Here is a 26035-nt window from a genome sequence, read left to right as displayed (position 1 = left end):
AGTGGCTCGTTCGAACAGGGCGAACGGCGTTCTATTGGTGGGATAGTTCATTTCACGTCTCCCGCGCCGATCTGGCCCAGTTCGAAATCGACCACCGGCCGCAGCTTGGGATTGGCGCTGTCGTACAGCAGCGCGCCGTCGATCCATACTTTTTCCGGCCGCGTATAGGTGCTGAACGGGTTCCCATTCCACAGCACGACATCGGCCATCTTGCCCACTTTCAGGCTGCCGGTCTGCTGATCGATGCCCATGGCGCGCGCCGGGTTGATGGCGAGCCAGGTCCAGGCGACCTCGTCCGAAATGTCGATCCCCATGCGGCGGCCCGCGCCCAGCGCCTTGGCCGCTTCCTGATTCAGCCGCTGAATGCCATCCTGATCGTCGCTATGGACGATGGCGCAGGCGCCCGCGCGGTGAACGAGCGGAATATTCTCCTTGATGCCATCATAGGCTTCCATTTTGAAGCCATACCAGTCGCCCCACAAAGCCGCGCAAATGCCATTGTCGCGCAGCAGGTCGGCGATTTTATACGCTTCGACCGCATGGTGGAAGGCGGCGACCTTATAACCGAACTCCTTGCTCATATCGATGACATTGGCCATCTCGTCCGCGCGGTAGCAATGGTTGTGGACCATGATCTTGCCTTCGAGCACGTCCGCCAGCGTTTCCATGCCCAGGTCGCGGGTCTGGTCCTTTCCGGCGGCGCGCTTCTTCTGATACTCCCGCGCCTTGATCCAGGTCTGGCGATTGACCGCCATATTGCCCATGCGGGTGGAAGGTTCGCGGCCCTTGCTGCCATAGACGCGCTTGGGATTTTCGCCGCACGCCATTTTCAGGCCATAGGGCGCGCCGGGGAATTTCATCCCCTGCATGGTGCGGGCCGGGACATTCTTGAGCGTCACGCTGCGCCCGCCAAACAGGTTGGCGGAGCCGGGCAGTATCTGGAGGCTGGTGACGCCGCCATTGGCGAGCGCGCGGGAAAAGCCCGCATCCTGCGGCCAGATGCTATGTTCGGCCCAGACATGCGGCGTCACCGCGGATGTCGCCTCATTGCCGTCGCTATTGGCATCCACGCCGGGCGAAGGATAGTCGCCCAGATGGCTGTGGATATCGATCACGCCCGGCGTCACATATTTGCCGGTGCCGTCGAACACGGCGATATCGGCGGGGATCGGCGTGTCCGGTCCGCCGATCGCGGTCACCTTGCCTTCGGACAGGAATACAACGCCATTGTCGATGCGGCCGCCCTCCCCGTCGAAGATGGTGGCGCCCCGGATCGCCGTGGGACGGCCGGGATAGGCTTTGTAGGTCGATGGATAGGGATTGTCCGGCTCGGCGGACGATCCCTGATTCTGGCCCTGCGATATAGGCGCTTCGCCCTTGTCCTTGCGCGCGACGGCGGGTCCGGCGACCCCCGCCAGCAGCGCCGCGATCAGCAGCGCGCGTCCATATGCCTTCATGCCTTTTCCTCCGCGCCAATCAGGTCGAGATGCATCAACCGCTTGATATAAGGCGACACGAGTAGCACCAGTCCGCCCACCACGATCGCGAACCAGCCGATGCGGCTATACACGTCCAGCACCTGGGTCACATCGCCCGCCTCCCCGCTGCCGGTGGCGCGGGCGATCAGGCCGGCGATGAAATTGCCCGCCGCCATGGCCAGGAACCATGTGCCCATGACCAGCCCCACCATGTTCGACACCGACAATCGCGTCATCGCGGACAGTCCGACCGGCGAGAAGCAGAGTTCTGCCATGGTGTGGAGCAGGTAAATCAGGAAGACGAAGATCACCGGGGTCAGATTTTCCCCCGCCATCGCTGCGCCTGCGACCAGCACCAGGAACCCCGCGCCGCACAGCACCAGACCGATACCGAACTTGGCGGGCGAGGATGGCTCCAGCCGCCGTTTGTCGAGGAAGGTCCACAGGACGGCGAACAACGGCGCCAGCAGGATGATGAATACCGAATTGACCGACTGGAACAGCGAGGCAGGCACCTCCCAGCCCAACATAGCGCGGTCGACATTGCGGTCGGTGAAGATATTGAGCGACGAACCCGTCTGTTCGAACAGCCCCCAGAAGAGCGGGTTCAGGGCGATCAGGAACAGCGCGGCGAACATCCGGTCGCGATCGATCCTCCCCAATGTCCCGACCGTGCGCCACACTATATAGACCACCGTCAGCGCCGCAAAGCCGAGCAGCGCATAGCCCAGCAGTTCGGCATAGCGGATCACCAGCCAGATCGCGGCGACGCCCAGCGCGGCGGCCAGGTAGATGGTCCATTCCTGGCTAAGCCCGGTCGCGGTCCGAGCGCGCAACTGTTGCGGAGCGGGCGGCTCGCCCTTGCCCAACAGCCAGGGTTTGAGCCAAACGAACATGACCAGACCGGCCAGCATCCCGACGCCCGCCGCGCCGAAGCCCCAGCTCCAGCCCCATAATTCGCCAAGCAGGCCGCAGACGATCGGGCCGAGCATCCCGCCCATGTTGATGCCCATGTAGAAGATGGAGAAGGCCGGATCGCGGCGATGATCGTCGCGCGCATAGAGTTCGCCCACCAGCACCGAAATATTGGCCTTCAGGAACCCCGTCCCCACGATGATGCTGGCCAGCGCGAAGTAGAATCCGTTGAGGAACAGCGGGTCTTGGCCCCCCGGCCCTTCGGTGATGGCGATCAGGAAATGGCCGATGGCGATGAACACGCCGCCGACCAGCACCGCCTTGCGCGGCCCCAGGAACCGGTCGGCCAGATAGCCGCCGATGACCGGCGTGATATAGACCAGCGAGGTATAGGCGCCGTAGAGGAGGTAGGCCTTGTCCTCGCCGAAGAGAAAATGTTTGGTGAGGTAGAAGATGAGGATGGCGCGCATCCCGTAATAGGAGAAACGCTCCCACATTTCCGCGAAGAAGAGCAGGTACAGCCCGCGCGGATGGCCGAGCCAGGTCTTGCCTGCCTCGACCGCGTTCATGTCCGAAATCGCCATTCGGCACCCTTTGCATATTTGTGTCCGGCCCGCCGATCGGCGGCCGCTTATGGCGCGCAGCCTAGAACCTATGGGTTCCTCCTGTCAAAAGGGCCTGCCGCCCTTGCGTCCAGCCGAGTGACGCGCCATCTGTCGGCGCGATGTTCAACGACCTTTCCTCCCCGCTCGCCCTCCTCCAGACCCGTCGTTCCGGCAAGCCGCGCGACCTGATCGCGCCCGGCCCCGACGACGCGCAACTACGCCGGATATTGGAGGTCGCGCTGCGCACCCCCGACCATGGCAAGCTGGCGCCCTGGCGCTTCGTGATCGTGCGGCAGGATCAGCGCCCAGCGCTCGCCGATCTGCTGGAGACCGCCTATCGCGCCGAAAAGTCCGATGCCGGCCGGCTGGAGATAGAGGCGATGCACCAGTTCGCGCATCAGGCCCCGACCCTGGTGGTCGCCCTGTCCGTGCCGGTGGCGGGCAGCAAGATCCCAGTCTGGGAACAACAATTGTCCGTCGGCGCGGCGATCATGAACCTGCTGCACGCCACCCATGCGCTGGGCTTTGCCGGCGGCTGGCTGACCGGATGGCCGAGCTATAATGCGGATGTGCGCGCCGCCTTTGGCGGACCGGGCGAATCGATCGCCGGATTCGTTTTCATCGGTACTCCGGCCAAGGCCCAGGAAGAACGCCCACGGCCAGAATATGACGCGATTGTTTCTACCTGGGACAGATAATTGCGAGCGCAAAGCTTTGCGGGGCGAGCATGTCAATTGACCCGCATGGCTGTATTATGGCACTGATGCACTATGGCCGACGAATCCAAACCCGTCTATCTCCGCCTGCGTGAGATCATCGCCGCCTCCATTCTGGATGGGGAATTTTCCGACGGCGACCTGCTGCCATCGGTGCGCGCTTTCGCCGCGACGCAGGGGGCCAACCCGCTGACCGTGGCCAAGGCCTATCAAAGCTTTCAGGATGACGGGCTGGTGGTGGTGAAGCGCGGCGTCGGCATGTTCGTCGCCGACGGCGCGACCCGCCGCCTGCGCGAAGCCGAACGCGAACGCTTCCTCGACAGCGTCTGGCCCCCGGTCGCGGCGCAGATCAAGCGGCTGGGCATCCGGCTGGACGATCTGGATCTGGCGAAGGCGTAAATAAGCCTACATCCGTTCGCCCTGAGCCTGTCGAAGTCTGTCCTGAGCGCCTGCCGCAGGCGGGCAGTCGAAGGGGCTATTCCTGTCTTTCGACGGTGAAGAAAAACGGGGCTTCGACAGGCTCAACCCGAACGGATATTCTTCTACAGCGCGGCCAGCGCGTCCAACGCATCCTGCCTCCCCGCAAAGCCCCGCTTCGCCGCCGCCCGGCCCAGCGCCAGCTTCGCCTCCCCCTTGCGCCCCGCAGCGGCATAAGCCTGCCCCAAATGCATCTGGAGCGCAGGCGCCTGCGGCGCCAGCGCCACCGCCTTTTCCAGCAGGTCGATCACCACCGGCCCCTTCTCGCCGGTCTTCATCAGCACCCAGCCGAACATGTCGGCGGTCAGCGGATTGCCCGGCATCAACCGATAGCCATGCGCCGCATAGGCGCGCGCACTCGCGCGATCGCCGCTTTCCAGCGCCGCGCGGGCCAGGTCCGCCATCAACACCGCGTCATTCTCGCCGACCTGCGCCTGCACCGCGCGCAACATCCGCAGCGCGCCACGCCAATCCTGCGCCTGTATCGCGATGCCCGCGGCCAGGCGCTGCGCCTCCACATCATTGGGATTTTGCGTCAGGAATAGCTGCACGATCCGCCCGGCGCGCGCCGGGTTGCCGACCCGCCCCCACGCCGCCGCCAGCCGCAGCGCGACGGCGCGGTCGAAGCGGATATTGGCCGCCGCCTCATAAGCGCGCACCGCCTCCTGCGGAGCACCGTCCGCGCCCAGCGTATCACCCAGGATCAGCCAGGCGTCGGGCGCGCCGGGATTGGCCCGGCTCAGCAGGCGCGCCCGCGCCACCGCGTCACCCGTCCGCCCGGTGCTGAGCAGCGCGCGGATATAGGGCACGTTATCGCGCGCTGTGGCGGCGCTGCCGGGCGCAGGCCCGTTCGCCAGTTCGCCATCCGCTGCGCTGGCGAAGACGTCCGCCGACGCCCGCACCGGCCAGTTGGCCCGCGCCAGCATGTCGTCCGCCATCGCTCGGTTGCCCAACGCTTCCTGCGCGCGCGCGGCGAGCGTCAGCACATAGGGATCGGCGTCGCGCTGCGCCACCATCGGGGCCAGGGTGGAGGCGGCGGACGCAAAGTCGCCATTACTATAATAAGCCCGCGCCAGCAGCGTGCGCGCGCTGCGATTGTCCGGCTGCGCCGCGACCAGCGGGCCAAGCGCATCGGCAGCCAGGACCGGATTGCCATCCTGCAATTGCAGCACGCCACGCAGCAGCCGGGTCGCCGGTTCGCCGTCCAGCCGCCCCTGCGTTCGCCCCAGTAGCGTGCGCGCGAGATCGCCCTCCCCTGCCCGTGCCGCCATCACCGCTTGCATCATCCAGGCGCGCGGATTGGACGGATCGATCGCAATCAGGCGACGGGTCAGGCTCAGCATCGCACTCGCCTGCCCGGCATCCGCCAGCGTCGCGGCATATTGCTCCAGCGTCGATACCGAATCGGGATTGGCGGCCAGCGCCCGTTCGAACCAGGGCAGCGATGCAGTCAGGCCATATTGCGCGCGGACCAATTCGCCGCGCAGCGTCAGCGCCTTCGCATCGGACGGAGCCAGCGCCACCGCCCGGTCGGCCGCGGCGATCGCGCCGGCCTGATCCCCGGACAGGATGCGCAAACGGCCCAGTTCGACCCAATTGTCGGGATCGCGGGGCGCAGCCGCCAGCGCTTGCTCCAGCGCCACGCGCGCGCCGCCCAAATCCCCCTGCGCCAATGCGGCGCGCGCCACGACCCGCGCGGCCGGCACGGCGGATGCGACCGGCAGATCCGCCGCCCGCGCTTCCCGCCGCGCGCCGTCCAGATCGCCTTGCAGCAACAGGGCCTGCGCCATCACCGCGCGCGTCTGCCCCGGCGGCGCCCCCAGTGCGCGGGCGCGTTGCACCGCCGCCTGCGCGCCCACGCCGTCGCCCAGTTCGGCGAGCGTCCGTGCCTGCGCCTCGTGGGCCGCAGCGGAACGCGGATTGCCCTTGATCGCGTTCATCAACTCGATCCGCGCGGTGCGCGCGTCGCCCTTGTCGAGTGCGGCCAGACCGCGCGTCAGGGCGGCGCTGCCGTCGCGCTCACGCGCGCGCCATTGCCAAAGGCCTGCGCCTGCAAGCAGCAGCAGGACCAACAAGGCCAGGATGATCAGGCGGGACCGGCGCATCGCGATTAGCCCTGGATCTGATATTGTTTGAGCAGATCGTACAGCGTCGGGCGGCTGATCCCCAGCATCTTGGCTGCGCCGGAGATATTGCCGTCGGTCCGCGCAATGGCGCGGCGGATGGCGCGACGATCGGCCATTTCGCGCGCCGCCTTCAGGTTGACGAGGTCGCCGCCCTCGGCGCGCTCGTCGTCCAGATCGAGGTCGGCGGCGGTTATCAGCTTCCCGTCGGCCATGATGACCGCGCGCTTGATGCGATTTTCCAGCTCGCGCACATTGCCCGGCCACCCCCAGGCGTCGAGCGCCGCCAGTGCATCGGGGGCCAGCCCCTTCACCTGCGGGTTCATGTCGCGCGCGAAGCGGGTGAGAAAATGGCGGGCCAGCAAGGCGGGGTCGCCCGCCCGGTCCTTGAGCGCGGGGATGCGCACGACGATCTCGGCCAGGCGATAGAATAAATCCTCGCGGAACGTACCCGCCGCAATCATCTGCTCCAGATTCTGGTGGGTCGCGCACACGATCCGGGTATCGACCGCGATCGGCTGGCGTCCGCCGATCCGTTCGATCACCCGCTCCTGCAGGAAGCGCAGCAGCTTGACCTGCAACGCCAACGGAATGTCGCCCACTTCGTCCAGAAACAATGTCCCGCCCTGCGCCTGCTCGATCTTGCCGGGCGTCGTCTTGATCGCGCCGGTGAACGCGCCCTTCTCATGGCCGAACAGTTCGGATTCGAGCAACGTCTCCGGGATCGCCGCGCAATTGATCGCCACGAACGCCCCGCCGCGGCGCGGACTGGCGTCATGCAACCCCTGCGCCAGCAATTCCTTGCCGGTCCCGCTCGCGCCCAGCAACAGCACCGACACCTCCGCCGCCGCCACCCGCTCGATCGTGCGGGCCACCTTCATCATCTCCGGCGCGCCCGAAATGAGGCGGCCCAGCACCCGACCATCTTCCGGCGCGGTTTCGGCCAGCCGGGCATTCTCCCGCTCCAGCGCATGGACGTGGAAGGCGCGGCGGACGATCAGGCCCAGTTCGTCGATATCGACCGGCTTCTGGTAGAAGTCGTAAGCGCCGCCGGAAATCGCATCCAGTGCGCTTTCGCGCGCGCCATGGCCGGACGCGACGATGATCTTCGTGTCCGGCTTGATCTTGAGCATCTCCGCCAGCGTCGCAAAGCCTTCGCTGGTGCCGTCCGGGTCTGGCGGCAGGCCCAGGTCCAGCGTGACGACATCGGGCGTTTCCGCCCGGAGCATCTCGATCGCTTCCTGCCGATCACCGGCGATGAACAGCTGATAATCCTCATAGGCCCAGCGGAGTTGGCGCTGAAGGCCCGGATCATCCTCCACAATCAGCAATTTGGGACGGGTGTCGCTCATCAGGCGGCCTTTTCTTGTCTGTCTGTTCGGGGCGCCAGCGGCAGGCGAAGCGTGAAACGGCTGCCCGCGCCGGGCTTGCTCTCCACCTCGATCCGCCCGCCCATGGCCAGCGCCAGGGATCGCGCCTCGAACGCGCCCAGGCCAAAGCCCGCCGCCTTGCTGGAGGAAAAGGGCTTGAACAGGTCGCGGCGGACATATTCGGCGCTCATGCCCTTGCCCCGATCGACGATCTCGACCACCGCCTCGCCGCCATCGGCGGACAGGCGCAACTCGACGGGGCTGTCGGGCGCGCTGGCGTCGATCGCATTTTGCAGCAGGTGGGTGATGATCTGCTCGACCCGCGCCGGATCGGCCAGCGCCAGCGGCGCATCGCCCGCGACATGCACGGGATGCAGGCGCGCGCGGGCGCGGGCGACCTGCTGCAACAGGTCGATCAGCGCCATCGGCCGCGGCTCTTCGGCCCGGCCCTTATTATGCTGCGACAGGCGGGCGAGCATGTCGTTCATCTTGCCCACCGATTCCTTGAGCGTCAGCACCATGTCGGCGCGAAATTCCGGGTTGTCGGCATGGCGTTCGGCATTGCGCGACAATAGCGACAACTGGCTGACCAGATTCTTGACGTCATGGATGATGAAGGCGAAGCGACGGTTGAATTCCTCGAACCGCTGCGCGTCGTCCAGCGCCTGCTGGCCCTGCGCCTCGCTGATATGGGTCGCGGCCTGCCGCCCGGCGGCGCGCAGCATGTCGAAATCCTCCCAGTCCAGCCGCCGGTCGATCGGCGGGCGCGCCAGCAGCAGCGCGCCGATCAGCCGGCCATAATGGATCAACGGCACCAGCGCCCAGGCGCGGCGATCCTGCGTCATCCAGCCAGGCAATATCAGCGCGCCGTCGCCGCTCTTCAGCCGCGCCAGATCGACGATCCAGCCGCTCTTCTCGATTTGCACCACCGTGGCCGGCGCGACCGCATCGACTTGCGCCAGGTCGCCGGTCCAGTTCCAATGCGTCTCGAACGATAGGGCGTCCCGCTCGTCGCGCAGCATCAGGATAGCGGCAGGCGAATCGGTGATGTCCGCCATCGCCTTGGCCACCCGGCCGCCCAGCGGCGCGGCATCCTCGCCGGGGCGGCCGATCGTGTCGCCAAAGCGCATCCATTCGGTGCGATAATCATAGCGATGCTGGAAGAAATGCTTGGCGACCTGCACCTTCCACAGCGCGCGGACCTGTGGCGATGGCAGCAGCACCAGCGCGGTGACCGCGGCGAAGAATACCGCGGCGATCTCCACCACCCGCGCATAGGGGCCGGCGATCAACTCGATCAGCACGGCGGCGGCGGTCAGCACAACGACATAGAGGCCGACCGCGACGATAGAGAGCGACTGGAAAGTGATGGCCCGCGACAATTGCAGCCGCCCCGCCATACCCTTGCGCATACCCACCGCGATCACCGGCGCCAGCAGCGCCATCAGAAGGCCGCGCAATGCGTAGAGTTCGCTCACCCGATGCGGCGCGAAATAGCAGATCACATAGAGGTTCAGATCATAGGTCCACATCGCCGCCAGCGCGCCGAGCAGCAGCGCCACCCCGCCCCGCTCACGCGATGGCCAGGCGGTGTAAAGCTGATGCACCAGCAGCAGGCTGCCGATCGCGGTCATCATCCGCAGGATCAGCGAGCAGGTGACGAGCGCGTGATGCAGGTCGCTGGCCGGCGACAATTGCCGCCAGGCGAGGTCGGTGAAGGTCTGGAGCAGGATCAACCCCGCGACCGCGGCATAGACGGCGCTGATGGCGACGGCCGGCGCGGCGCGGCCCACTGGCCCGCGCCGCAGCATGACGAACATCGCCAGCAGCCATGCGGCATTGCGGATGCTTTCGCCGATCCCCGACAGCGGCTTGGACACGCCGCCGAACGACACATAGAGCGCCCAGCAGGATGTCAGCAGCAACGCGGCCGACAGCAGGCGCGGTTCGGGCGCCTCGTCGCGGCGGCGCAGCAGGAAAATCCCCAGCGCGGCGAACAACACGGCCGCCAGCGCATGGCCCCAATCGCCGACAAATTGCAGGAGCGCGCCCATCGCCGCTATCGCCTCAGCGCGCGCCGTCGGGCCACAGCACGACCCGCAACGTCTGGATCAGGATCAGCAGGTCCAGGAAGGGCGTGTAATTTTTGGCGTAATAGAGATCATATTCCAGCTTGTGCCGGCTGTCCTCGATCGACGCGCCATAGGGATAGTTGATCTGCGCCCAGCCGGTGATGCCGGGCTTCACCATATGCCGTTCGGCATAATAGCGCAGATGCTGTTCCAGATCCTCGACGAACTGGCGCCGTTCGGGACGGGGGCCGACAAAGCTCATCTCGCCTTTGAGCACCGTCCAGGTCTGCGGCAGTTCATCAATGCGCAGCTTGCGCAGCCAATAGCCCAGCCGCGTGATGCGCGGATCGTCCTTTTCCGCCCACACCGCCTGGCCGTTGACTTCCGCGTCCAGCCGCATCGTGCGCAGTTTTACGATCCAGAATTCCTGGCCGAACAGGCCGACGCGCTGCTGGCGGTAGAAAGCCGGCCCCTTGCTATCCAACTTCACCAGGATTGCGGCGAGCAGGATGATCGGGCCGGTCAGCGTCAGCAGGATCAGGCTGGCGATGATATCGAACAACCGCTTGGCGATGCTCGACAGGCGGCGGCCGGCGGAAAAGCCGTCGGAAAAGATCAGCCAACTGGGATTGACGCTGGCCAGGTCGACCCGCCCCGTCTCCCGCTCAAGAAAGCTCGACAGGTCGTTGACATGTACCCCGGTCGTCTTGATCCGCAACAGGTCGGACATGGGAATGGCGTTACGCCGTTCCTCCAGCGCCAGCACGACTTCGCTGGCGTTCAGCCGCACGACGAAATCGGACAGGTTGAAAATAGCGTCGCGGTTGATCGCTTCGGGGATCACCTGCGGCCCGTCATTCATGGCGATGAAACCCACCACCAGGAAACCCGCTCCGCGCTTCTGCTCCAATTCCTTGATCCGGTTGGCGCGGTTGCCCGCGCCCAGCACGACCAGCCGCCGCTTGAACGCCTCGCCGCCCAGCATCGACCCCAGCAACAGCCGAACCGCGACCAACAAGGCCATGGCCAGGCCCATGGCGTAGAGCGAGTTGGACCGCCACAGCGTCATGCCGGGCATCAAGAAATAGATCACCGACAGGAAAATGACGCCCAGCGACACCGCGACCAGCAGCCGCGCGAAGGCGAACCGGATCGATTGCAGCGCTTCGACACCATAGACGCCGACCGCGATCATCCCGGTCTGAATCGCGAAGGCGAAGCTCAGCAACGGCCCGATCCGCGTCATCACATGATCGACGTCCATACCGATCTGACGCGCGCGCAATATCCATCCGCCCTCTGCCGCGCACAGCAACAGCACAAAATCGAGCAGCCCCAGCAACAGCACCGCATGCGGCACATAATGTTTGAACAGCCTGATCATCGTCGCGCATATCCTGCTGGCCGCCGCGATGGCGCGCCTTTTCGGGAGCGAATTTCCTTACGATGCCTGTAAGATAATCCGACAGTGGGCGCACCCTGCCTCAAAATGGCAAAGAAATACTGAATCGCGCACGCAGTCGTAGCCGATCAACGCGGGTGAAGCCGCGGAACGCTGTCGCTAGATAAAGTGGTTATACAAGACCCGTCGAAGATCATGGACGGACCGGATCGCAGGCCAAAGCTAATTTCCGTCGCGCAGCGTGTCCGCCGCATTCTTGGCGGCATCACCCACGACGCGCGCGGCATCGTCCACTGATCCAGCGGCCTGGGTCACCTTGTCGGCCTGGCGGTCGCCGCGCCGTTCGTTCGTCATGTAGAAAAAGCCGATGGCCAGGATCAGCGCCAACGCCACCAGAGCAAACACCACGCTGCTCCCGCCTGATCTTTCGACAGTCGTTATCGGCGGTGGCCGGTCTTCCTCCCGGCCGGAGGGCATGTCACCCATGATCCGTCTCCTATGTTCAGGAAGAACGGACGGGACGACAGGATCGTTCCGGTCATTTATGCCCGTCATGGTTCGGGCGACCGCGGCTCAGGCGATCGACATCCTCCATGATCTCGTCGAGCACGGCGGTTTCGGTCGTTTCCTGTGTCCGGCGAGAAGGCAGGTCGCCGCTTTCCAATATTTGTTCCAGCGCAGCACGGCCGCGCGCGACGCGGCTCTTGATCGTACCGACCGCCACACCGCAGATTTCTGCGGCTTCTTCATAGGCGAATCCGCCCGCCCCGACCAGGATCAGCGCTTCGCGCTGCGGCTGGGGCAGTTGCAGCAGGGCGCGCTGCATGTCGGATAATTCGACATGCTTGTCCTGACCGGCCGGCGCCGCCAGAATGCGATCGGCGGTCAGATCGTCCCAATCGCCGCGGAAGCGCGAACGGCGCATCTGCGAGAGATAATGGTTGCGCAATATGATGAAGGTCCAGGCGCGCATATTCGTGCCGGCCTGGAAGCGATTGCGCGCCGCCCAAGCCTTCAACAGCGTTTCCTGCACTAGGTCGTCGGCCAGATCGCGATTGCCCGACAGCGACCGGCCAAACGCGCGAAGATGCGGAATGACGGCCGCCAATTCTCGCTTGAAATCCGAATCGGACAGCGCGGCGCGCTCCTCGATCCCGCTGATTTCGCCAACGTCATCATCCATGGGAACAACCCCCGTGCCCGAAACCGCACTCGCCGCATGAACCGACGTCGTCAAAGCCATATATATATCCGTACCCTAAACCGATCACCGCCAAAGACCAACCTTCCGCATACCGCCCTATCGCCAGATCACCAGCAGCATGGCGACAACTGCCAACGCCAGCGAAATGGCGAGCACATAACGCACCACATGGGGCGTGGCGCCAGCGCGCGCATCATCGGTGGCGATATGCTGTTCCTGCTCGACCATGACGGATCTCCCGATCGTTACGCATCATTAACGCAGCGCACCGATCGGGGTTCCGTGACTTTCTGGTCACCGCCTTCAGGCGGGGGCAGTCGCCTCGTCAAAGAATAGAGCCTGCGAAATCGCAGCCTTGACCGTCGATCGCTGGAACGGCTTGGTGATGAGGAAGGTTGGTTCGGGCCGCTCGCCGGTCAGCAGCCGTTCGGGAAAGGCGGTGATGAAGATCACCGGCACCGAAAATTCGGCCAATATGTCTTTGACCGCATCGATGCCGCTGCTGTCGTCGGCCAGTTGGATGTCGGCCAGCACCAGGCCGGGACGATCGGCCAGCGCTTCGCGCACCGCATCCTCGCGCGTCACCGCTATCGCGGTCACATCATGGCCCAGATCGCGGACGATGGTTTCGATATCCATCGCGATGATCGGCTCATCCTCGATGATCAGCACCTTGGCGCGGGTCTGCGCCTCGATCTCGCTCAACGCTTCCTCGACCAGCGCCTCCACATCGCTGCTGTCCATATCGATCAGATAGGATACGTCATCGACGGTGAAGCCTTCGAGCGCGGTCAGCAACAGCGCCTGGCGCGGCAGGGGCGTCAGTCGGGCCAGGCGCGCCTGGGCGATCGCCTCGCGACCGCTCCCGCTCACCGGCACATCTTCCAGATGTGCGGACGACCAGATGGCGTGAAAAGTCTTGTAGAGGCCAAGACGCGGATCGACGTCGCTGGGGAATTCTTCCGGCGCGGCGACGATCGCTTCCAGCGCGGCGCGGACATAGGCGTCGCCGTGATTCTGGCTGCCGGTCAACGCCCGCGCATAGCGCCGCAGGAACGGAAGGTGGGGGTGTAGTTGCTGTCCAAGCGACATCGTCAAGTCTTCTCCCTGCCCGTCAGGGCCACATTGTCCCGAAGCATGGGAACATGGTGGAAGGATGGAATGTCCATGTCAGGATGACAACCCCCCGCCGCCCCATCGCCGTGCAAAGTTGCGCAGCGTAAAAAATGCTTCGATGGGCGGAACCATCGACAACCGGATTTGTTTCGCACCCACATGGTTTTTTAGACGATATCGTGAATTTCCCATGAATTGCATGATTGTGCGAATTGACGTCATGACGCAAACCCGCGAAACGGGCGTGCCGACATGGCGGAAATGGCTGTAGAGGGGCTGATTTTGGTTTCTTCAACGACAGAGCGGGGCGTGGCCGATGACGACAAAAGTGCCGACGCCGCAACCCGGAAAGCAAAGATGACGGGTTCCGCCGCTAAGCAGAAAAATCCGCCGCCCGCGGACAAGGAGGACGCGCATGTCTCCCAGGCTCTGCGCACCGTGTACCAGCGCGCCGTGGATGAGGATATTCCGTCCGAAATGCTGGACCTGCTGAGCAAATTGGACTGACGCACAGATGATCGGGGGCAGCCTTCCTCCGGCAGCCCGCTCCATGGTTGAGCCTCTGCTGCAATTTCTCCGCTCGACCGGCGTCAAGATGTTCCTCATCCTGACGTTGGCCCTGTTGCCGCTGGGTCTGATCGCGCTTGTCGCATCGCTTCAGGCCATCCGCACCGCCGACCTGGAAAAGGAAGCGTTGCTGCGCGTCGCGGTGACGCAAAGCGCGCGCAAGCTGACGGCCGATCTGCAATCGGACCGCACCGCGCTCGAACTCGTCGTCAACGCCCTGGCCAATAATGCCGCGGACAAAGGCATGTGCCGGCGTCTCGCCTTCTTCCTGACGTCCCATGATGCCGAAGGCGGCCATTTCTATATCTACGATCGCGCGGGCAACCGCTTGTGCAATTCGCCCGAACCCGAACCGGCCGGCATAGCGCCCGCCGATCGCTTCGCCCGGCCGATGGCGCAATTGCTGCCGACCCATCTGGTCAGCCGCGTGCGCAGCGGCAACGGCCGACTGGTCGCGCTGTCTTATTATTCGCGCGGGCATCTCGAAAGCATCGCCGATCCCGCCACTGCGCTGCAAAACCGCATGCTCAGCCTGCGCCAGGGCGCCAGGCAATTGATCGTCAGCCGTCCGGGCGCCGACATAGACGGCCATAGCAACAGCCTGTCCGCCCGGCTCGACCCGCCCGACATATTGCTGACCATGACGGTGCGCGAACCGCCCGCCACGCTGGCGCGGATGCTCTCTCTGTTCCTGCCAATGGTGATGTGGTTCGCCGCTGCGGCGATCGGCTGGTTCGTGGTCAACCGCCTGCTCATTCGCCCGCTGGTGCTCTTGCGCCGGGTGGTGGCGGACTATCAGCCGGGCGAAGTGCTGCAACCCTTGCAGCGCATCCGCACGCCTGCGCAGGAGATCGTGGCGCTCGGCGAAACCTTCCATGAAATCAGCATGGACGTCGCCACCCATGAGGCGGAGATTTCCGAAAGCCTGGAAACCCAGCGCAAGTTGACCCGCGAAGTCCATCACCGCGTCAAGAACAACCTCCAGATCATCGCCAGCCTCATCAACTTGCACGCGCGATCCGCCCATGACGCCGAAGCGGTCGAGGCCTATGCTTCGATCCAGCGCCGGGTCGACGCGCTGTCGGTCGTTCACCGCAATCATTTTGCGGAGTTGGAGGAAAATCGCGGCGTCGGCGTCCGCCCGCTCATCAGCGAATTGTCGGCCAGCCTGCGCGGCACCGCGCCTGCCGCCGCGCGCCGCTTCGCGATCCAGATCGACAGTGACAATCTACACATCAGCCAGGATGTGGCCGTGCCGATCGCCTTCCTGTTGACCGAACTGGTCGAACTGGCAATGATGCTTGCGCCTCAATCGAAGATGCAGATCGCTGTGCAAGTGGAGCAGGACCGCGACGATCGCGCCCGACTGATGGTGCGATCGCCGGGTCTGAAGGCGTCCGAAGCGATGGCCAGCCGGCTGGACGAACGCTATGGCCGCGTCCTGACCGGCCTGTCGCGCCAGCTGCGCGCGCCGCTGGATTATGACGGCGAAGCGGGAAGCTACGCCATCACCATCACCGTCATGCCCTGATTCCGCTCAGACCCGCTGGTAATCGCGGCGAAAATCGGCGGTGAAGCGGGACAGCGTGCCGGCCGCGATGTTGTCGCGCAGCCCTTGCATCAATTCCTGGTAGAAATGAATATTATGCTGGGTCATCAACATCGCCCCCAGCATCTCGCCCGCTTTCACCAAATGATGCAGGTAGGCGCGGCTCCAGGTCGCGCACACCGGACAGCCGCACCGCGGATCGATCGGCCCTATATCCTCGTTGAATTTGGCGTTGCGGATGTTGAGCGGCCCGGCCCAGGTGAAAGCCTGACCGTTGCGGCCCGATCGCGTCGGCAGCACGCAATCGAACATGTCGATGCCGCGCTCCACCGCGCCGACGATGTCGTCGGGCTTGCCCACCCCCATCAGGTAGCGCGGCTTGTCCTGCGGCAGCATGGCGGGCGCGAAATCGAGCGTGGCGAACATCGCCTCCTGCCCCTCGCCCACCGCCAGCCCGCCCACGGCATAGCCGTCGAAACCGATCTCGATCAGCTTTTCGGCCGAAATACGGCGCAGTCCCTCGTCTAGCGATCCCTGCTGGATGCCAAACAACGCGGCCCGCTCGGCATGGTCGCCGCCCGCGTCGAAGCCTTCGCGCGACCGCTTGGCCCAGCGCATCGACCGCTCCATCGACCGGCCCGCCTCGTCATGGGTGCACCCATTCTTCGTACATTCGTCGAACGCCATGACGATGTCGCTGTCCAGCAACCGCTGGATTTCCATCGATCGCTCCGGCGTCAGCATATGCTTCGACCCATCGATATGGCTGGAAAAGGCGACCCCCTCTTCGCTCATCTTGGTCAATGCGGACAGGCTCATCACCTGATAGCCGCCGCTGTCGGTCAAGATTGGCCGGTCCCAGCCCATGAAGCCATGCAGCCCGCCCAGCCGCGCCATGCGCTCGGCGCCGGGACGCAGCATCAGATGGTAGGTGTTGCCCAGGATGATGTCCGCGCCGGTCGCGCGTACCTCGGCCGGGCGCATCGCCTTGACGGTCGCGGCGGTGCCCACGGGCATGAAGGCGGGGGTGCGGATTTCGCCGCGGCGCATCTGGATCGCGCCGGTCCGGGCCTTGCCGTCGGTGGCGCTGATGGCGAAAGAAAAACGAGGCTTGGTCATCGCCGCGCCTTAAGAGCGAACGGCCGCGCGCACAAGGATCGGTGCAGGGATCGGTGCCGGGATCGGCGATCCAGCCGGATCAGCCCGCCTTGCGGACCCCGTCGAACAGCGCCATCGCGTCAATGTTGAAGCCTTCGACTCGCCGATAGGGACCGATGAAGCGCAGGCAGTCTGCCGACAGGCGCAATGGCCATGGCGTACCGTCCGCATCATGCAGGGCCAGTGTGACGCAAGGGGTGGCTGGACGCGCGCTGTTCATACCCATCAGGCTAATTAACAAAGGTTAACAAAGCCCTGATCGTCCAATCTTGCTGCTGGTCGGCAAGGGCTTTTGTGGCATTCGCGCCACATCGACGTCAGTTCCCGGCGGTTTGGGGCGACCTCCTTGCAACAGTTAGGGGCAAAAATGGTTAACGCACTGTCAATGAATGACCGCCCGATTGCATGGTGCCGTCCAGCCTGATCTTTTCATGCAATATAGAAAAACGGGGTCGCAGATGATTGATTCAGGACGGTTTAATCCCACCAGAGACGAAGCTGAACATGCGTCGGACGACTATGTTTCAGACAGTGGCGACCATCCGCCGCTCGCCGCTACGGAAAGTGCGCTCGACGCCGCATTCCGCCAGTCCACCCTGTTCGATCTGGGGCAGATCGACGTGCGCTGGGACGCGGACCTTGCGACACTTTGGGCGTTCATGACGCCGCTTGAACGGCCCAACAGCAATATGGGCCTGATTCGCGACACCATGGCCTGGCAACGCGAAAGCCGCCGCGTATTCGGCGGCGCGGACGGCCGCGGCCAGGACGGCCCGCTTAAATTCATGGTGCTGGGTTCGCGCTTTCCCGGCGTTTTCAACCTGGGCGGCGATCTGGAGATGTTCGCCGAATGCATCCAGCGCCGCGATCGGGAGACGCTGCTGAAATATGGCGTCGCCTGCTGCGAGATCGTCGATCGCATCTGGCATTGCAACGACATGAACATCATCAATATCGGCCTGGCCCAGGGCGATGCGCTGGGTGGCGGGCTGGAAGCGCTGATGTGTTTCGACGTCATCATCGCCGAACGACAGGCGCGCTTCGGCCTGCCCGAAGTGCTGTTCGGCCTGTTCCCCGGCATGGGCGCCTATTCGATTCTCTCACGCCGGGTCGGCCCGGTGCTGGCGCGGCAGATGCTGACCGAGGGTCATATCTATACCGCCGACGAAATGTGCGAGATGGGCATCGTGACGCAGGTGGTCGATACCGGCGAAGGCGAAGCGGCGACCGCCCAGTGGATCAAGGACCATAGCGCCCATCATGCCGGTTATGTCGGCATCAACCGGGCGGGCCGCCGGGTCAATCCGATGACGCTGGAGGAATTGATCGACATCGTCGAAACCTGGACCGACACCGCGCTGGCGTTGTCGGACCGCGACTTGCGGATGATGCGCCGGCTTGCCGCAGCGCAAACGCGGTTGCGCTGATGGGATGACGCACGCCGCGCGTTCAGGCGCGGCGTCGGCGCGGCACCGGATCGGGTCGTTCGCTGCCGTCCAGCGGACCGGCCGCGATCAGTTCGACTATCCGCTCGCGCGGCACCGGGCGACTGAACAAATAGCCCTGGACATTGGTGAAGCCCGCTTCGCGCGCGTGCGCCAACTGGTCGGGCGTCTCGATCCCTTCGGCGACCGTGTCCATGCTGAGGTCGCGGGCCAGATTGCCGATCGCGCGTACGATGGCGCGATCCTCGGCATTGGCGCTCACCCCTGCCATGAAACTCTGGTCGATCTTCAGCGTGTCGAACCGGTAGGAGCGCAAATAGGACAGCGCGCTGTAGCCGGTGCCGAAATCGTCCAGCGCCAGCCGCAACCCGATCCGCTGCAATTCGCGCAGGATCGCATTGGTCTGCCCGCTATTGTCGAGGAAGATCGATTCGGTGACCTCCAACTCCAGCCTGCGCGCCGGCAGCCCCGTCTCCAGCAGCGCCGCGATGACATTGCCGGGTAGTTCGGAACATTTGAGCGAGGCCGGCGAGATATTGATCGCGATGCGGACGTCGCCCGGCCAGGACACCGCCGCGGCGCAGGCGTTGCGCAACACCCATCCGGTCATCGCCTCGATCATGCCCATGCCCTCGGCGATCGGGATGAATTCGGATGGCGGGATCGGCCCCAGCACCGGATGGTCCCAGCGCAGCAACGCTTCGCAGGCGTCGATATGCCCGCCGTCCAGATTGACGATCGGCTGGAACAGCAGCTTCAATTCGCCGCCGTCCAGCGCCCGCCGCAGACCCGTCTCGATCTCGTGAACGCGGTTGAACCGCTCCTTCAGCGACCAGTTGAAGCTGGCGGCGCGATTGCGCCCCTCCCGCTTGGCTTCATACAGCGCCAGGTCGGCATGTTGCATCAATTCGTCCATGTCGCGCCCGTCCTGCGGCGCGACGGCGTAACCGATGGAGGCGGTGACGGAGAGGTGATTGTCGCTCAGGTCGAAACCATGGGCGAAATAGGATATGATCTCCTGCGCCAGCGCCGCTGCGGTCACCCGGTCCATGTCCGGGCAGATGACCACGAATTCGTCGCCGCCGAACCGGGCGATCCGCCCGCGGTCCTGCACCACGTCATTCAGGCGTTCCGCAACGCAACGCAATAGCTGGTCGCCCACCATATGGCCCAGCGAATCGTTGATTTCCTTGAATCGGTCGACATCCATCCACAGAATGGTCACGGCGTCGTTCCGCTTTTGGTTGGTGTCGAATATATCGCGCAGGCGCATCTGCATCGCCATGCGGTTTTCCAGGCCGGTCAGGCTGTCGAACCGCGCCAATCGCTCGAACTTGTCAGCCAGCAAAGACTTGTCGCGCTTGCCGACCAGCGCCTGAACGACGATACGGTGGATAGTGGAGCTGATTTCGGCCAGGCCCAGCACCATCATCACCATAGCCACCGACAATACGCGATAGCCGGTCGATCCTTCCAGCCACAGCCCCGTCGCGGTCGGCAACAGAGTCAGGCACACCTGTCCAATGGCGATCTGGACGCGCCCCGCATTGCGACCGGAAATGCCGCCTGCATAGCCGGTCGCCATCGACACGCTCAACATATGGGTCACTGGATCAGGCGATCCGATCAGCGTGACGAAGGCCATTAAACCCAGCAACCCGGCATAGCCCCAGGCGCCCAGTTCATAGGCCAGTTCCCAGTTGCGCGATGCAACCGCAGCGCCGCGCACCAACTGGCGATGGAAGAATACGGCGGATACGACCCGCAGCGTCGCCACCAGGCACAGGACGGAAACGACCATCTGGATCGGCCCCGGCGCCGACAATGTGCTGATGACGATGCCGACAGCGACGCCGGTGACCGCGCCGATGGTCAGCGATGTGGGCGACGCATAAAGCGATTCGACCAGGCTCCGCCGCACCTCGGCGTCCTGCCCCGGTTCCTGCGCCCTGCGCCGTTCCAGCAATGTTTTCAGCAGGCGCAAATGGCGGGTCTCCGGTTCCCGCCCCCGTGATCGCATTTCTTCCTTTATTTTTCGGTTAATGCAGCGCCAATATCCAGCGTTCACCCGTCATTTCGGCGCCGAAAAGACTATGCGCCTCGCGCTCCACCAATTGAAAGCCTGCCGATTCATACAGGCGGCGGGCTTGGGTGAGAATATTCTGCGTCCACAACATCATCTGCCGATAGCCCGCATCGCGGGCGAAGCCGACGCACTGATCGATCAGCGCCCGGCCGATGCCCAGGCCGCGGGCGACGCGCTCAACATGCAACAAGCGCAATTGCCCGACATCCTCGCCGACGTCGGCCAGCAACACCGCGCCCAGCATCGCGCCGTCGCGCTCGGCGATCCAGGCCTGCTCCCGCCCCGGCTTGAAATCGCGCAGGAAGGCGGTGGTGATTTCCCCCTGCATCACCTCCATCGCCCGCCCCCAGCCATATTCCGCTTCATATAGTCGTGCCTGGCGCGACGCGACCAGCGCCAGGTCGCCAATGCGGAAGGGACGGATCGACCAGCCGCCGGACGCCTCCTCACTCGCCATCGGATCGCCCAGCAGCGCGCGAACCTGACCCAAGGCCGCCATCAGGTCGTCCTGCTGCCCCCGGTCCAGTTCGACGATCCGCGCGGCGGTGTCGGCGCGTGTCCGCGCATCGATCGCCGCAAAGGCCGCTCGCCCTTGCGCGGTCAGCGCGATCGGCCGCTGCCGCGCGTCGCTCCCTCGCCCCCGCGCGATCCATCCGCGCTTTTCGAAGCCGGCGATGATCCGACTGGCGTGGCCGGCGTCCAGTCCCATACGCTCGCGCAGGCTGCTGGCCAGTACGCCCGCTTGCCCCTGCGCGATCTCGTAAAGCAGCCTTGCCGCCGTCACGCCCATGCCGCTGTCCATATAGCTGGGCTGCAACACGCCCGCGAACCGGGTGTGAAAACGGTTGAAGGCGCGCAGCGCCGCCACGGTTTCAGGCGCGGGGCGTGTGGGGGAGATATCGGCGGGGGTGCGATCATCGGTCATTGCGACACAGGCTAAGCCATGATAGTTGACAACGTCAACTAATAATCGAAAGTCTCCACTGGTGTCCAACTCCCTGTCTCACCCGCTCGATCATCCCGTCTGGCACAGCCTGTCGACCGGCTGGTCCGCGCTGGCGCAGGGCGACGCCCGCGCCCGCCGGATCGACCCGCTCTATGGCCCTTTCGGTGCGGCAGCGGACGACAGCGCGGCCAGCCGGGCGGCGCTTGCGACGCTCGCGCCGGAGGGCGGCGAACTCTGGCTGGTCGGCCCCGATGCGGTGACCCCGCCGCCGGGCGTCACCGTGCAACGCACTGCAAAGCTGGCGCAAATGGTCGCCACCTCGATCACGTCCTCCTCGTCCGCCCCGCCCGCCTGGGTGACATTGGACGAAAGCAATGCCGCGGATATGCGCGCCCTCGCCCTGCTCACCAGGCCGGGACCGTTCGCGCCCCTGACGCACAGGCTGGGCCGCTTCATCGGCGTGCACGACAAGGGCCAACTGATCGCGATGGCCGGCGAGCGGATGGCGCTGCCGGGCTTCACCGAAGTCAGCGGGGTCTGCACCCATCCCGACTGGCGCGGCCGCGGGCTGGCCGGCGCGCTGATGCGGATCGTCGCCCAGGCGATGCTGGACCGGGGCGAAACCCCCTTCCTCCACGCCTATGCCGCGCACGACCGCACGATCGCGCTCTACCGCACGCTGGGGTTCGAAGTGCGGGCGGAACTGCCGATGATGGTGGTGACGCGATAACGGCGGGCAGCGGATCGGATCGCAGGCGATCCCGTCAAGGTCGCCATCCAAAAGACAAGGGCCGGTGGATCGCTCCACCAGCCCCTTCTTTTGCGTCAGGAAAGCCGGAAACTTCGTTCCCGCGATCGAACCGCAGGCGAGGCAAGCCCCGCCTGCGACGATCGCTTTAGAAGTCCATGCCGCCCATGCCGCCCATGCCACCGCCGGGCATACCCATCGGCGCCTTGTCGTCGGCGGGCAGTTCGGACACGGCGGCTTCCGTCGTGATGAGCAGGCCGGCGACCGAGGCAGCGTTCTGCAGCGCGGTGCGGACGACCTTGGTGGGGTCGATCACGCCGGCCGCGACCAGGTTTTCATACACGTCGGTCGATGCATTGAAGCCGAACGAGGTGTCGTCCTGGTCAAGCAGCTTGCCCGACACGACGGCGCCGTCATGGCCCGCATTGCTGGCGATCTGGCGCACCAGAGCGGTGAGCGACTTGCGGACGATGTCGATGCCGCGGGTCTGGTCGTCATTGACGCCCGTCAGGCCATTGAGCGCCTTGGTCGCGTACAGCAAAGCCGTACCGCCACCGGGGACGATGCCTTCTTCGACAGCGGCGCGGGTTGCATGGAGAGCGTCGTCGACGCGATCCTTGCGCTCCTTGACTTCGACTTCCGTCGCGCCGCCGACCTTGATGACGGCCACGCCGCCAGCCAGCTTGGCCAGACGCTCCTGCAGCTTTTCACGGTCATAGTCCGAGCTGGTGTGCTCGATCTGCTGACGGATCTGCTCGGTGCGGCCCTTGATCGAGTCATGGTCGCCAGCGCCATCGACGATGACGGTGTTGTCCTTGTCGATGGTGACGCGCTTGGCGGTGCCCAGCATACCCAGCGTGACGGACTCAAGCTTGATGCCCAGATCTTCGGAGATCACTTCGCCCTTGGTCAGGACCGCGATGTCTTCCAGCATAGCCTTGCGGCGGTCGCCGAAGCCAGGCGCCTTGACCGCAGCGACCTTCAGGCCACCGCGCAGCTTGTTGACGACCAGGGTCGCCAGCGCTTCGCCTTCGATGTCTTCTGCGATGATCAGAAGCGGACGGCCCGACTGAACGACGGCTTCCAGGATGGGAAGGATCGACTGCAGGTTCGACAACTTCTTTTCGTGGATCAGGATGTACGGGTCAGCCAGTTCGACCGACATCTTTTCCGGGTTGGTGATGAAGTAGGGCGACAGGTAGCCGCGGTCGAACTGCATACCTTCGACGACATCCAGCTCGAAGTCGAGACCCTTGGCCTCTTCCACGGTGATGACGCCTTCCTTGCCGACCTTTTCCATCGCTTCGGCGATCTTCTCGCCGACTTCACGATCGCCATTGGCGGAGATGATGCCGACCTGGGCGACTTCGGCCGAACCCGAAACCGGCTTCGAACGCGCCTTGATGTCCTCGACGACCTTGATGACGGCGAGGTCGATGCCGCGCTTCAGGTCCATCGGGTTCATGCCGGCGGCAACCGACTTCATGCCCTCGCGCACGATGGCCTGGGCCAGCACGGTCGCGGTGGTGGTGCCGTCACCGGCGATGTCGTTGGTCTTCGAAGCGACTTCGCGGACCATCTGGGCGCCCATATTCTCGAACTTGTCCTTCAGTTCGATTTCCTTGGCGACGCTGACGCCGTCCTTGGTGATGCGGGGCGCGCCGAAGCTCTTGTCGATGACGACGTTGCGGCCCTTCGGCCCCAGGGTCACCTTGACCGCGTCGGCCAGGATGTCGACGCCGCGCAGGATGCGCTCACGAGCGTCACGCGAAAACTTTACGTCCTTCGCTGCCATGATCTTTCACCTTCTTTAAGAATTGCAAAATTTGCGAAGTTCACACCGTTACAGGGCATGAATTTCCGCCGAAAAATGGAATGACTGTCCGGTTCGCCGCTTTACGCGACGACGCCCAGAATGTCCGATTCCTTCATGATCAGCAGGTCTTCACCGTCGACCTTGACTTCGGTGCCCGACCATTTGCCGAACAGCACGCGATCGCCGGCCTTGACGTCCAGCGGGGTCACCTTGCCGTCTTCGGCCTTGCTGCCGGTGCCGACGGATACGATCTCGCCTTCCTGCGGCTTTTCCTTGGCGGTGTCGGGGATGATGATGCCGCCGGCGGTCTTCGCTTCCGCTTCGATGCGGCGGACGAGAACACGGTCGTGCAACGGACGAAATGCCATGTTGATTGCCTTTCCCTAGCTTTGGGAGGGGGCGGCGCACAGGATCGGAGGACGATCTCCCCCACAAAAGCCCTGTCCGCTTGTCCGTCTCCCGATGAACTTGTCGTTGTTAGCACTCGTTGATCAAGAGTGCCAGCGGCATCCATATGGAAAAGTCGTTCCGCTGGTCAAGAGTTGCCGCGCGAAATTTTTCCGGCTTCTCAAATCATGGCCAACGGCGCTTTATGGCAGATAGGGTGCGCCCCACCGACCGTCATCCCCAACGCGACGGATTGCGCGGATATTGCGGCTGTTCCTCCTTCATGTCGTTTCGGGAATCTTTGATGACAGGCGCATCGTCCGCGCGGGTCGCCGGTTGAAAGCGGCATAAGCAAAAGGAGACGAGGATGCCCTACGCCACGATCATCGCCGCAATCGATGTCCACGATCCCGATCTGGCCCGCGCCGCCATCGCCGGCGCGGCCGAGGTCGCGGGAACGGATGGCGCTGTCCATATCCTTTACGTCCGCTATTATCTGCCGACCCGCTATTCCGAATTGTTGGCCAGCGATTTCGACGAGCGGGAGGAGGAAGACGCCCTGTCCGACATGCAGGCATGGGCGGCAGCGGCCGGACTGGACCCCGTCCGCACGCAGATATTCACCCGCCGCGGCCGGGTGCGGGACGAAGTGATTATCGAAGCGGAACGACGCAAGGCGGACCTGATCGTCCTTGCCTCGCACCAGCCGTCCCTCTCATCGCGCCTGCTCGGCTCCAACGCATCGGCCATCGTGCATCAGTCGCCGGTCAGCGTGCTGGTCGTGAGGACCGATGCGAAATAATCGTGGATAGTTAAGAGGCGGTTGGTTGCGGGCGGCGGGGCCGCTTCCTACCTGCGGAAGATATCCCCTTATCGGAGCCAGCCCGCATGACCGAGACATATACCCCGCCCCGTGTCTGGACCTGGGACAAGGACAGTGGCGGCCCCTTCGCTTCCATCAACCGCCCTATCGCGGGCGCGACCCATGACAAGGCGCTGCCGGTCGGCCAGCATCCCCTCCAACTCTATTCACTCGCCACCCCCAATGGGCAGAAGGTGACGATCCTGCTGGAGGAGTTGCTGGCAGCGGGCGTCAACGACGCGGAATATGACGCCTGGCTGATCCGCATCGGCGATGGCGACCAGTTCGGCAGCGACTTCGTCGCCATCAACCCCAACAGCAAAATCCCCGCGCTGCTGGACCATAGCGTATCGCCGCCGCAGCGGATTTTCGAATCCGGGTCGATCCTGCTCTATCTGGCCGAGAAATTCGGCAAGTTCCTGCCCACCGATCCGGCGGCAAGGACCGAGGCGCTTAACTGGCTTTTCTGGCAGATGGGCGCCGGCCCGCTGCTGGGCGGCGGCTTTGGCCATTTCTTCGCCTATGCGCCGGAAAAGTACGAATATCCGATCAATCGTTATACGATGGAGGTGAAGCGGCAGTTGGACGTGCTCGACAGGCGACTGGCTGAGCATGAATATATAGCGGGCGCCAACTATAGCATCGCCGACATCGCGATCTGGCCCTGGTATGGCGGACTGGTGCTGGGCCGCGCCTATGATGCGGCGGAATTTCTCGACGTGGCCAGCTATAAGAATGTCCTGCGCTGGGCGCAGCAGATCGACGCTCGCCCCGCGGTGCAACGCGGCCGCATGGTCAACAAGGTGAACGGGCCGCTGGAGGAGCAATTGCACGAACGCCATGACGCGGGCGATTTCGCCACGAAGACCCAGGATAATGTTGAAGGCGCAGCCTGACGCTGGTTCGACCTACGACCGGATGACGTTGCATTCCCCTCCCCTTCATTGGGGGAACGTCATCCCGCTCTGACGTCCCTCGCGAAGGGGACGGCGT

Annotated in this window: 24 protein-coding genes; 8 read left to right on the top strand and 16 right to left on the bottom strand. The window is 64.4% G+C overall.

The features are described 5' to 3' along the window. Positions 1 to 47: 47 nt before the first annotated feature. Entirely contained in the window at positions 48 to 1457 is a 1410-nt protein-coding gene (locus EWH12_RS05465) for an amidohydrolase (protein WP_129925956.1), read from the bottom strand. Beyond that, a complete protein-coding gene (locus EWH12_RS05460; RefSeq protein WP_129925955.1) occupies positions 1454 to 2977 on the bottom strand; it encodes a peptide MFS transporter in 1524 nt (507 codons plus the stop codon). Before EWH12_RS05460 ends, EWH12_RS05465 begins: the two co-directional genes overlap by 4 nt. A 140-nt stretch (positions 2978 to 3117) precedes the next feature. On the opposite strand from EWH12_RS05460, the gene EWH12_RS05455 reads away from it, so the two are divergent. Together EWH12_RS05455 and EWH12_RS05450 are read left to right on the top strand one after the other, a co-directional pair. Then, the gene (locus EWH12_RS05455) at positions 3118 to 3696 is read left to right on the top strand and encodes a nitroreductase family protein (RefSeq protein WP_066603598.1); all 579 of its coding nucleotides are present in this window, start codon (positions 3118 to 3120) and stop codon (positions 3694 to 3696) included. 72 nt (positions 3697 to 3768) lie between these two features. After that, complete coding sequence (locus EWH12_RS05450; protein ID WP_129925954.1) at positions 3769 to 4113, top strand: GntR family transcriptional regulator; 345 nt, start codon at positions 3769 to 3771, stop codon at positions 4111 to 4113. 143 nt (positions 4114 to 4256) lie between these two features. Here the strand turns inward: EWH12_RS05450 and EWH12_RS05445 are convergent, their stop codons facing one another. From EWH12_RS05445 to EWH12_RS05415, 8 genes are all read right to left on the bottom strand, one after another. Next, positions 4257 to 6296, bottom strand: a complete 2040-nt coding sequence (locus EWH12_RS05445) for a tetratricopeptide repeat protein (RefSeq protein ID WP_129925953.1) — start codon at positions 6294 to 6296, stop codon at positions 4257 to 4259. Between the two features lie 5 nt (positions 6297 to 6301). Beyond that, positions 6302 to 7666 (bottom strand): PEP-CTERM-box response regulator transcription factor, encoded by a 1365-nt coding sequence (gene prsR, locus EWH12_RS05440; RefSeq protein WP_129925952.1) that lies wholly within the window; start codon positions 7664 to 7666, stop codon positions 6302 to 6304. Further along, on the bottom strand, positions 7666 to 9738 hold the full coding sequence (gene prsK / locus EWH12_RS05435) for an XrtA/PEP-CTERM system histidine kinase PrsK (protein WP_129925951.1): 2073 nt from the start codon (positions 9736 to 9738) through the stop codon (positions 7666 to 7668). The genes prsR and prsK overlap by 1 nt, the downstream gene beginning before the upstream one ends. Before the next feature lie 13 nt (positions 9739 to 9751). Then, positions 9752 to 11140 (bottom strand): TIGR03013 family XrtA/PEP-CTERM system glycosyltransferase, encoded by a 1389-nt coding sequence (locus EWH12_RS05430; RefSeq protein ID WP_066603619.1) that lies wholly within the window; start codon positions 11138 to 11140, stop codon positions 9752 to 9754. Between the two features lie 240 nt (positions 11141 to 11380). Continuing rightward, positions 11381 to 11644 carry a hypothetical protein gene (locus EWH12_RS05425; RefSeq protein WP_066603623.1) on the bottom strand — a complete coding sequence of 88 codons (264 nt, stop codon included), beginning with the start codon at positions 11642 to 11644 and terminating at the stop codon, positions 11381 to 11383. Positions 11645 to 11696: 52 nt separating this feature from the next. Further along, the gene (locus EWH12_RS05420) at positions 11697 to 12341 is read right to left on the bottom strand and encodes a sigma-70 family RNA polymerase sigma factor (RefSeq protein WP_066603625.1); all 645 of its coding nucleotides are present in this window, start codon (positions 12339 to 12341) and stop codon (positions 11697 to 11699) included. A gap of 117 nt (positions 12342 to 12458) precedes the next feature. Beyond that, positions 12459 to 12590, bottom strand: coding sequence for a regulator (locus EWH12_RS22880; RefSeq protein WP_066603629.1), 132 nt, complete (start codon positions 12588 to 12590; stop codon positions 12459 to 12461). A gap of 75 nt (positions 12591 to 12665) precedes the next feature. Then, positions 12666 to 13454, bottom strand: coding sequence for a response regulator (locus EWH12_RS05415; protein ID WP_066603631.1), 789 nt, complete (start codon positions 13452 to 13454; stop codon positions 12666 to 12668). A gap of 276 nt (positions 13455 to 13730) precedes the next feature. Between EWH12_RS05415 and EWH12_RS22615 the strand changes: the two genes are divergently transcribed. Then, positions 13731 to 13985 carry a NepR family anti-sigma factor gene (locus tag EWH12_RS22615; protein ID WP_066603633.1) on the top strand — a complete coding sequence of 85 codons (255 nt, stop codon included), beginning with the start codon at positions 13731 to 13733 and terminating at the stop codon, positions 13983 to 13985. A gap of 43 nt (positions 13986 to 14028) precedes the next feature. After that, entirely contained in the window at positions 14029 to 15576 is a 1548-nt protein-coding gene (locus EWH12_RS05405; protein ID WP_242495960.1) for a sensor histidine kinase, read from the top strand. Between the two features lie 6 nt (positions 15577 to 15582). On the opposite strand, the gene tgt is transcribed toward EWH12_RS05405, so the two are convergent. Both tgt and EWH12_RS05395 read right to left on the bottom strand, forming a co-directional pair. Then, positions 15583 to 16713, bottom strand: a complete 1131-nt coding sequence (tgt, locus tag EWH12_RS05400; protein ID WP_066603640.1) for a tRNA guanosine(34) transglycosylase Tgt — start codon at positions 16711 to 16713, stop codon at positions 15583 to 15585. Between the two features lie 79 nt (positions 16714 to 16792). Next, entirely contained in the window at positions 16793 to 16972 is a 180-nt protein-coding gene (locus EWH12_RS05395) for a hypothetical protein (RefSeq protein WP_066603643.1), read from the bottom strand. A 238-nt stretch (positions 16973 to 17210) separates the two neighbouring features. Here EWH12_RS05395 and EWH12_RS05390 point away from each other — a divergent pair, with 238 nt between their 5' ends. Then, entirely contained in the window at positions 17211 to 18179 is a 969-nt protein-coding gene (locus EWH12_RS05390; RefSeq protein WP_129925950.1) for a crotonase/enoyl-CoA hydratase family protein, read from the top strand. Between the two features lie 22 nt (positions 18180 to 18201). Here the strand turns inward: EWH12_RS05390 and EWH12_RS05385 are convergent, their stop codons facing one another. Then, the gene (locus EWH12_RS05385) at positions 18202 to 20217 is read right to left on the bottom strand and encodes a putative bifunctional diguanylate cyclase/phosphodiesterase (RefSeq protein ID WP_082679070.1); all 2016 of its coding nucleotides are present in this window, start codon (positions 20215 to 20217) and stop codon (positions 18202 to 18204) included. A 19-nt stretch (positions 20218 to 20236) separates the two neighbouring features. Next, a complete protein-coding gene (locus EWH12_RS05380; protein ID WP_066603656.1) occupies positions 20237 to 21208 on the bottom strand; it encodes a bifunctional helix-turn-helix transcriptional regulator/GNAT family N-acetyltransferase in 972 nt (323 codons plus the stop codon). A gap of 61 nt (positions 21209 to 21269) precedes the next feature. Here EWH12_RS05380 and EWH12_RS05375 point away from each other — a divergent pair, with 61 nt between their 5' ends. Beyond that, the gene (locus EWH12_RS05375) at positions 21270 to 21959 is read left to right on the top strand and encodes a GNAT family N-acetyltransferase (RefSeq protein WP_242495958.1); all 690 of its coding nucleotides are present in this window, start codon (positions 21270 to 21272) and stop codon (positions 21957 to 21959) included. 166 nt (positions 21960 to 22125) lie between these two features. On the opposite strand, the gene groL is transcribed toward EWH12_RS05375, so the two are convergent. Beyond that, on the bottom strand, positions 22126 to 23772 hold the full coding sequence (groL, locus tag EWH12_RS05370; protein WP_066603658.1) for a chaperonin GroEL: 1647 nt from the start codon (positions 23770 to 23772) through the stop codon (positions 22126 to 22128). 101 nt (positions 23773 to 23873) lie between these two features. Beyond that, positions 23874 to 24161 (bottom strand): co-chaperone GroES, encoded by a 288-nt coding sequence (gene groES / locus EWH12_RS05365; protein WP_007704439.1) that lies wholly within the window; start codon positions 24159 to 24161, stop codon positions 23874 to 23876. A 386-nt stretch (positions 24162 to 24547) separates the two neighbouring features. On the opposite strand from groES, the gene EWH12_RS05360 reads away from it, so the two are divergent. Continuing rightward, positions 24548 to 24982 carry a universal stress protein gene (locus EWH12_RS05360; protein WP_066603660.1) on the top strand — a complete coding sequence of 145 codons (435 nt, stop codon included), beginning with the start codon at positions 24548 to 24550 and terminating at the stop codon, positions 24980 to 24982. An 86-nt stretch (positions 24983 to 25068) separates the two neighbouring features. Continuing rightward, complete coding sequence (gene yghU / locus EWH12_RS05355; protein WP_129925949.1) at positions 25069 to 25938, top strand: glutathione-dependent disulfide-bond oxidoreductase; 870 nt, start codon at positions 25069 to 25071, stop codon at positions 25936 to 25938. Positions 25939 to 26035: the final 97 nt, after the last annotated feature.

The sequence above is a fragment of the Sphingobium cupriresistens genome (assembly GCF_004152865.1).
Classification (GTDB): domain Bacteria; phylum Pseudomonadota; class Alphaproteobacteria; order Sphingomonadales; family Sphingomonadaceae; genus Sphingobium; species Sphingobium cupriresistens.
This window is presented reverse-complemented; position numbering and strand designations above follow the sequence as displayed.

Coding starts and splice junctions, on each gene's coding strand:
- EWH12_RS22880 (WP_066603629.1), bottom strand. CDS start 12,590: ATGGTCGAGCAGGAACAGCATATCGCCACCGATGATGCGCGCGCTGGC.
- yghU (WP_129925949.1), top strand. CDS start 25,069: ATGACCGAGACATATACCCCGCCCCGTGTCTGGACCTGGGACAAGGAC.
- EWH12_RS05465 (WP_129925956.1), bottom strand. CDS start 1,457: ATGAAGGCATATGGACGCGCGCTGCTGATCGCGGCGCTGCTGGCGGGG.
- prsK (WP_129925951.1), bottom strand. CDS start 9,738: ATGGGCGCGCTCCTGCAATTTGTCGGCGATTGGGGCCATGCGCTGGCG.
- EWH12_RS22615 (WP_066603633.1), top strand. CDS start 13,731: ATGGCGGAAATGGCTGTAGAGGGGCTGATTTTGGTTTCTTCAACGACA.
- groL (WP_066603658.1), bottom strand. CDS start 23,772: ATGGCAGCGAAGGACGTAAAGTTTTCGCGTGACGCTCGTGAGCGCATC.
- EWH12_RS05430 (WP_066603619.1), bottom strand. CDS start 11,140: ATGATCAGGCTGTTCAAACATTATGTGCCGCATGCGGTGCTGTTGCTG.
- EWH12_RS05445 (WP_129925953.1), bottom strand. CDS start 6,296: ATGCGCCGGTCCCGCCTGATCATCCTGGCCTTGTTGGTCCTGCTGCTG.
- EWH12_RS05460 (WP_129925955.1), bottom strand. CDS start 2,977: ATGGCGATTTCGGACATGAACGCGGTCGAGGCAGGCAAGACCTGGCTC.
- EWH12_RS05405 (WP_242495960.1), top strand. CDS start 14,029: ATGGTTGAGCCTCTGCTGCAATTTCTCCGCTCGACCGGCGTCAAGATG.
- EWH12_RS05450 (WP_129925954.1), top strand. CDS start 3,769: ATGGCCGACGAATCCAAACCCGTCTATCTCCGCCTGCGTGAGATCATC.
- prsR (WP_129925952.1), bottom strand. CDS start 7,666: ATGAGCGACACCCGTCCCAAATTGCTGATTGTGGAGGATGATCCGGGC.
- EWH12_RS05415 (WP_066603631.1), bottom strand. CDS start 13,454: ATGTCGCTTGGACAGCAACTACACCCCCACCTTCCGTTCCTGCGGCGC.
- EWH12_RS05395 (WP_066603643.1), bottom strand. CDS start 16,972: ATGAACAGCGCGCGTCCAGCCACCCCTTGCGTCACACTGGCCCTGCAT.
- EWH12_RS05380 (WP_066603656.1), bottom strand. CDS start 21,208: ATGACCGATGATCGCACCCCCGCCGATATCTCCCCCACACGCCCCGCG.
- EWH12_RS05385 (WP_082679070.1), bottom strand. CDS start 20,217: ATGCGATCACGGGGGCGGGAACCGGAGACCCGCCATTTGCGCCTGCTG.
- EWH12_RS05455 (WP_066603598.1), top strand. CDS start 3,118: ATGTTCAACGACCTTTCCTCCCCGCTCGCCCTCCTCCAGACCCGTCGT.
- EWH12_RS05360 (WP_066603660.1), top strand. CDS start 24,548: ATGCCCTACGCCACGATCATCGCCGCAATCGATGTCCACGATCCCGAT.
- EWH12_RS05390 (WP_129925950.1), top strand. CDS start 17,211: ATGATTGATTCAGGACGGTTTAATCCCACCAGAGACGAAGCTGAACAT.
- groES (WP_007704439.1), bottom strand. CDS start 24,161: ATGGCATTTCGTCCGTTGCACGACCGTGTTCTCGTCCGCCGCATCGAA.
- EWH12_RS05420 (WP_066603625.1), bottom strand. CDS start 12,341: ATGGATGATGACGTTGGCGAAATCAGCGGGATCGAGGAGCGCGCCGCG.
- tgt (WP_066603640.1), bottom strand. CDS start 16,713: ATGACCAAGCCTCGTTTTTCTTTCGCCATCAGCGCCACCGACGGCAAG.
- EWH12_RS05425 (WP_066603623.1), bottom strand. CDS start 11,644: ATGGGTGACATGCCCTCCGGCCGGGAGGAAGACCGGCCACCGCCGATA.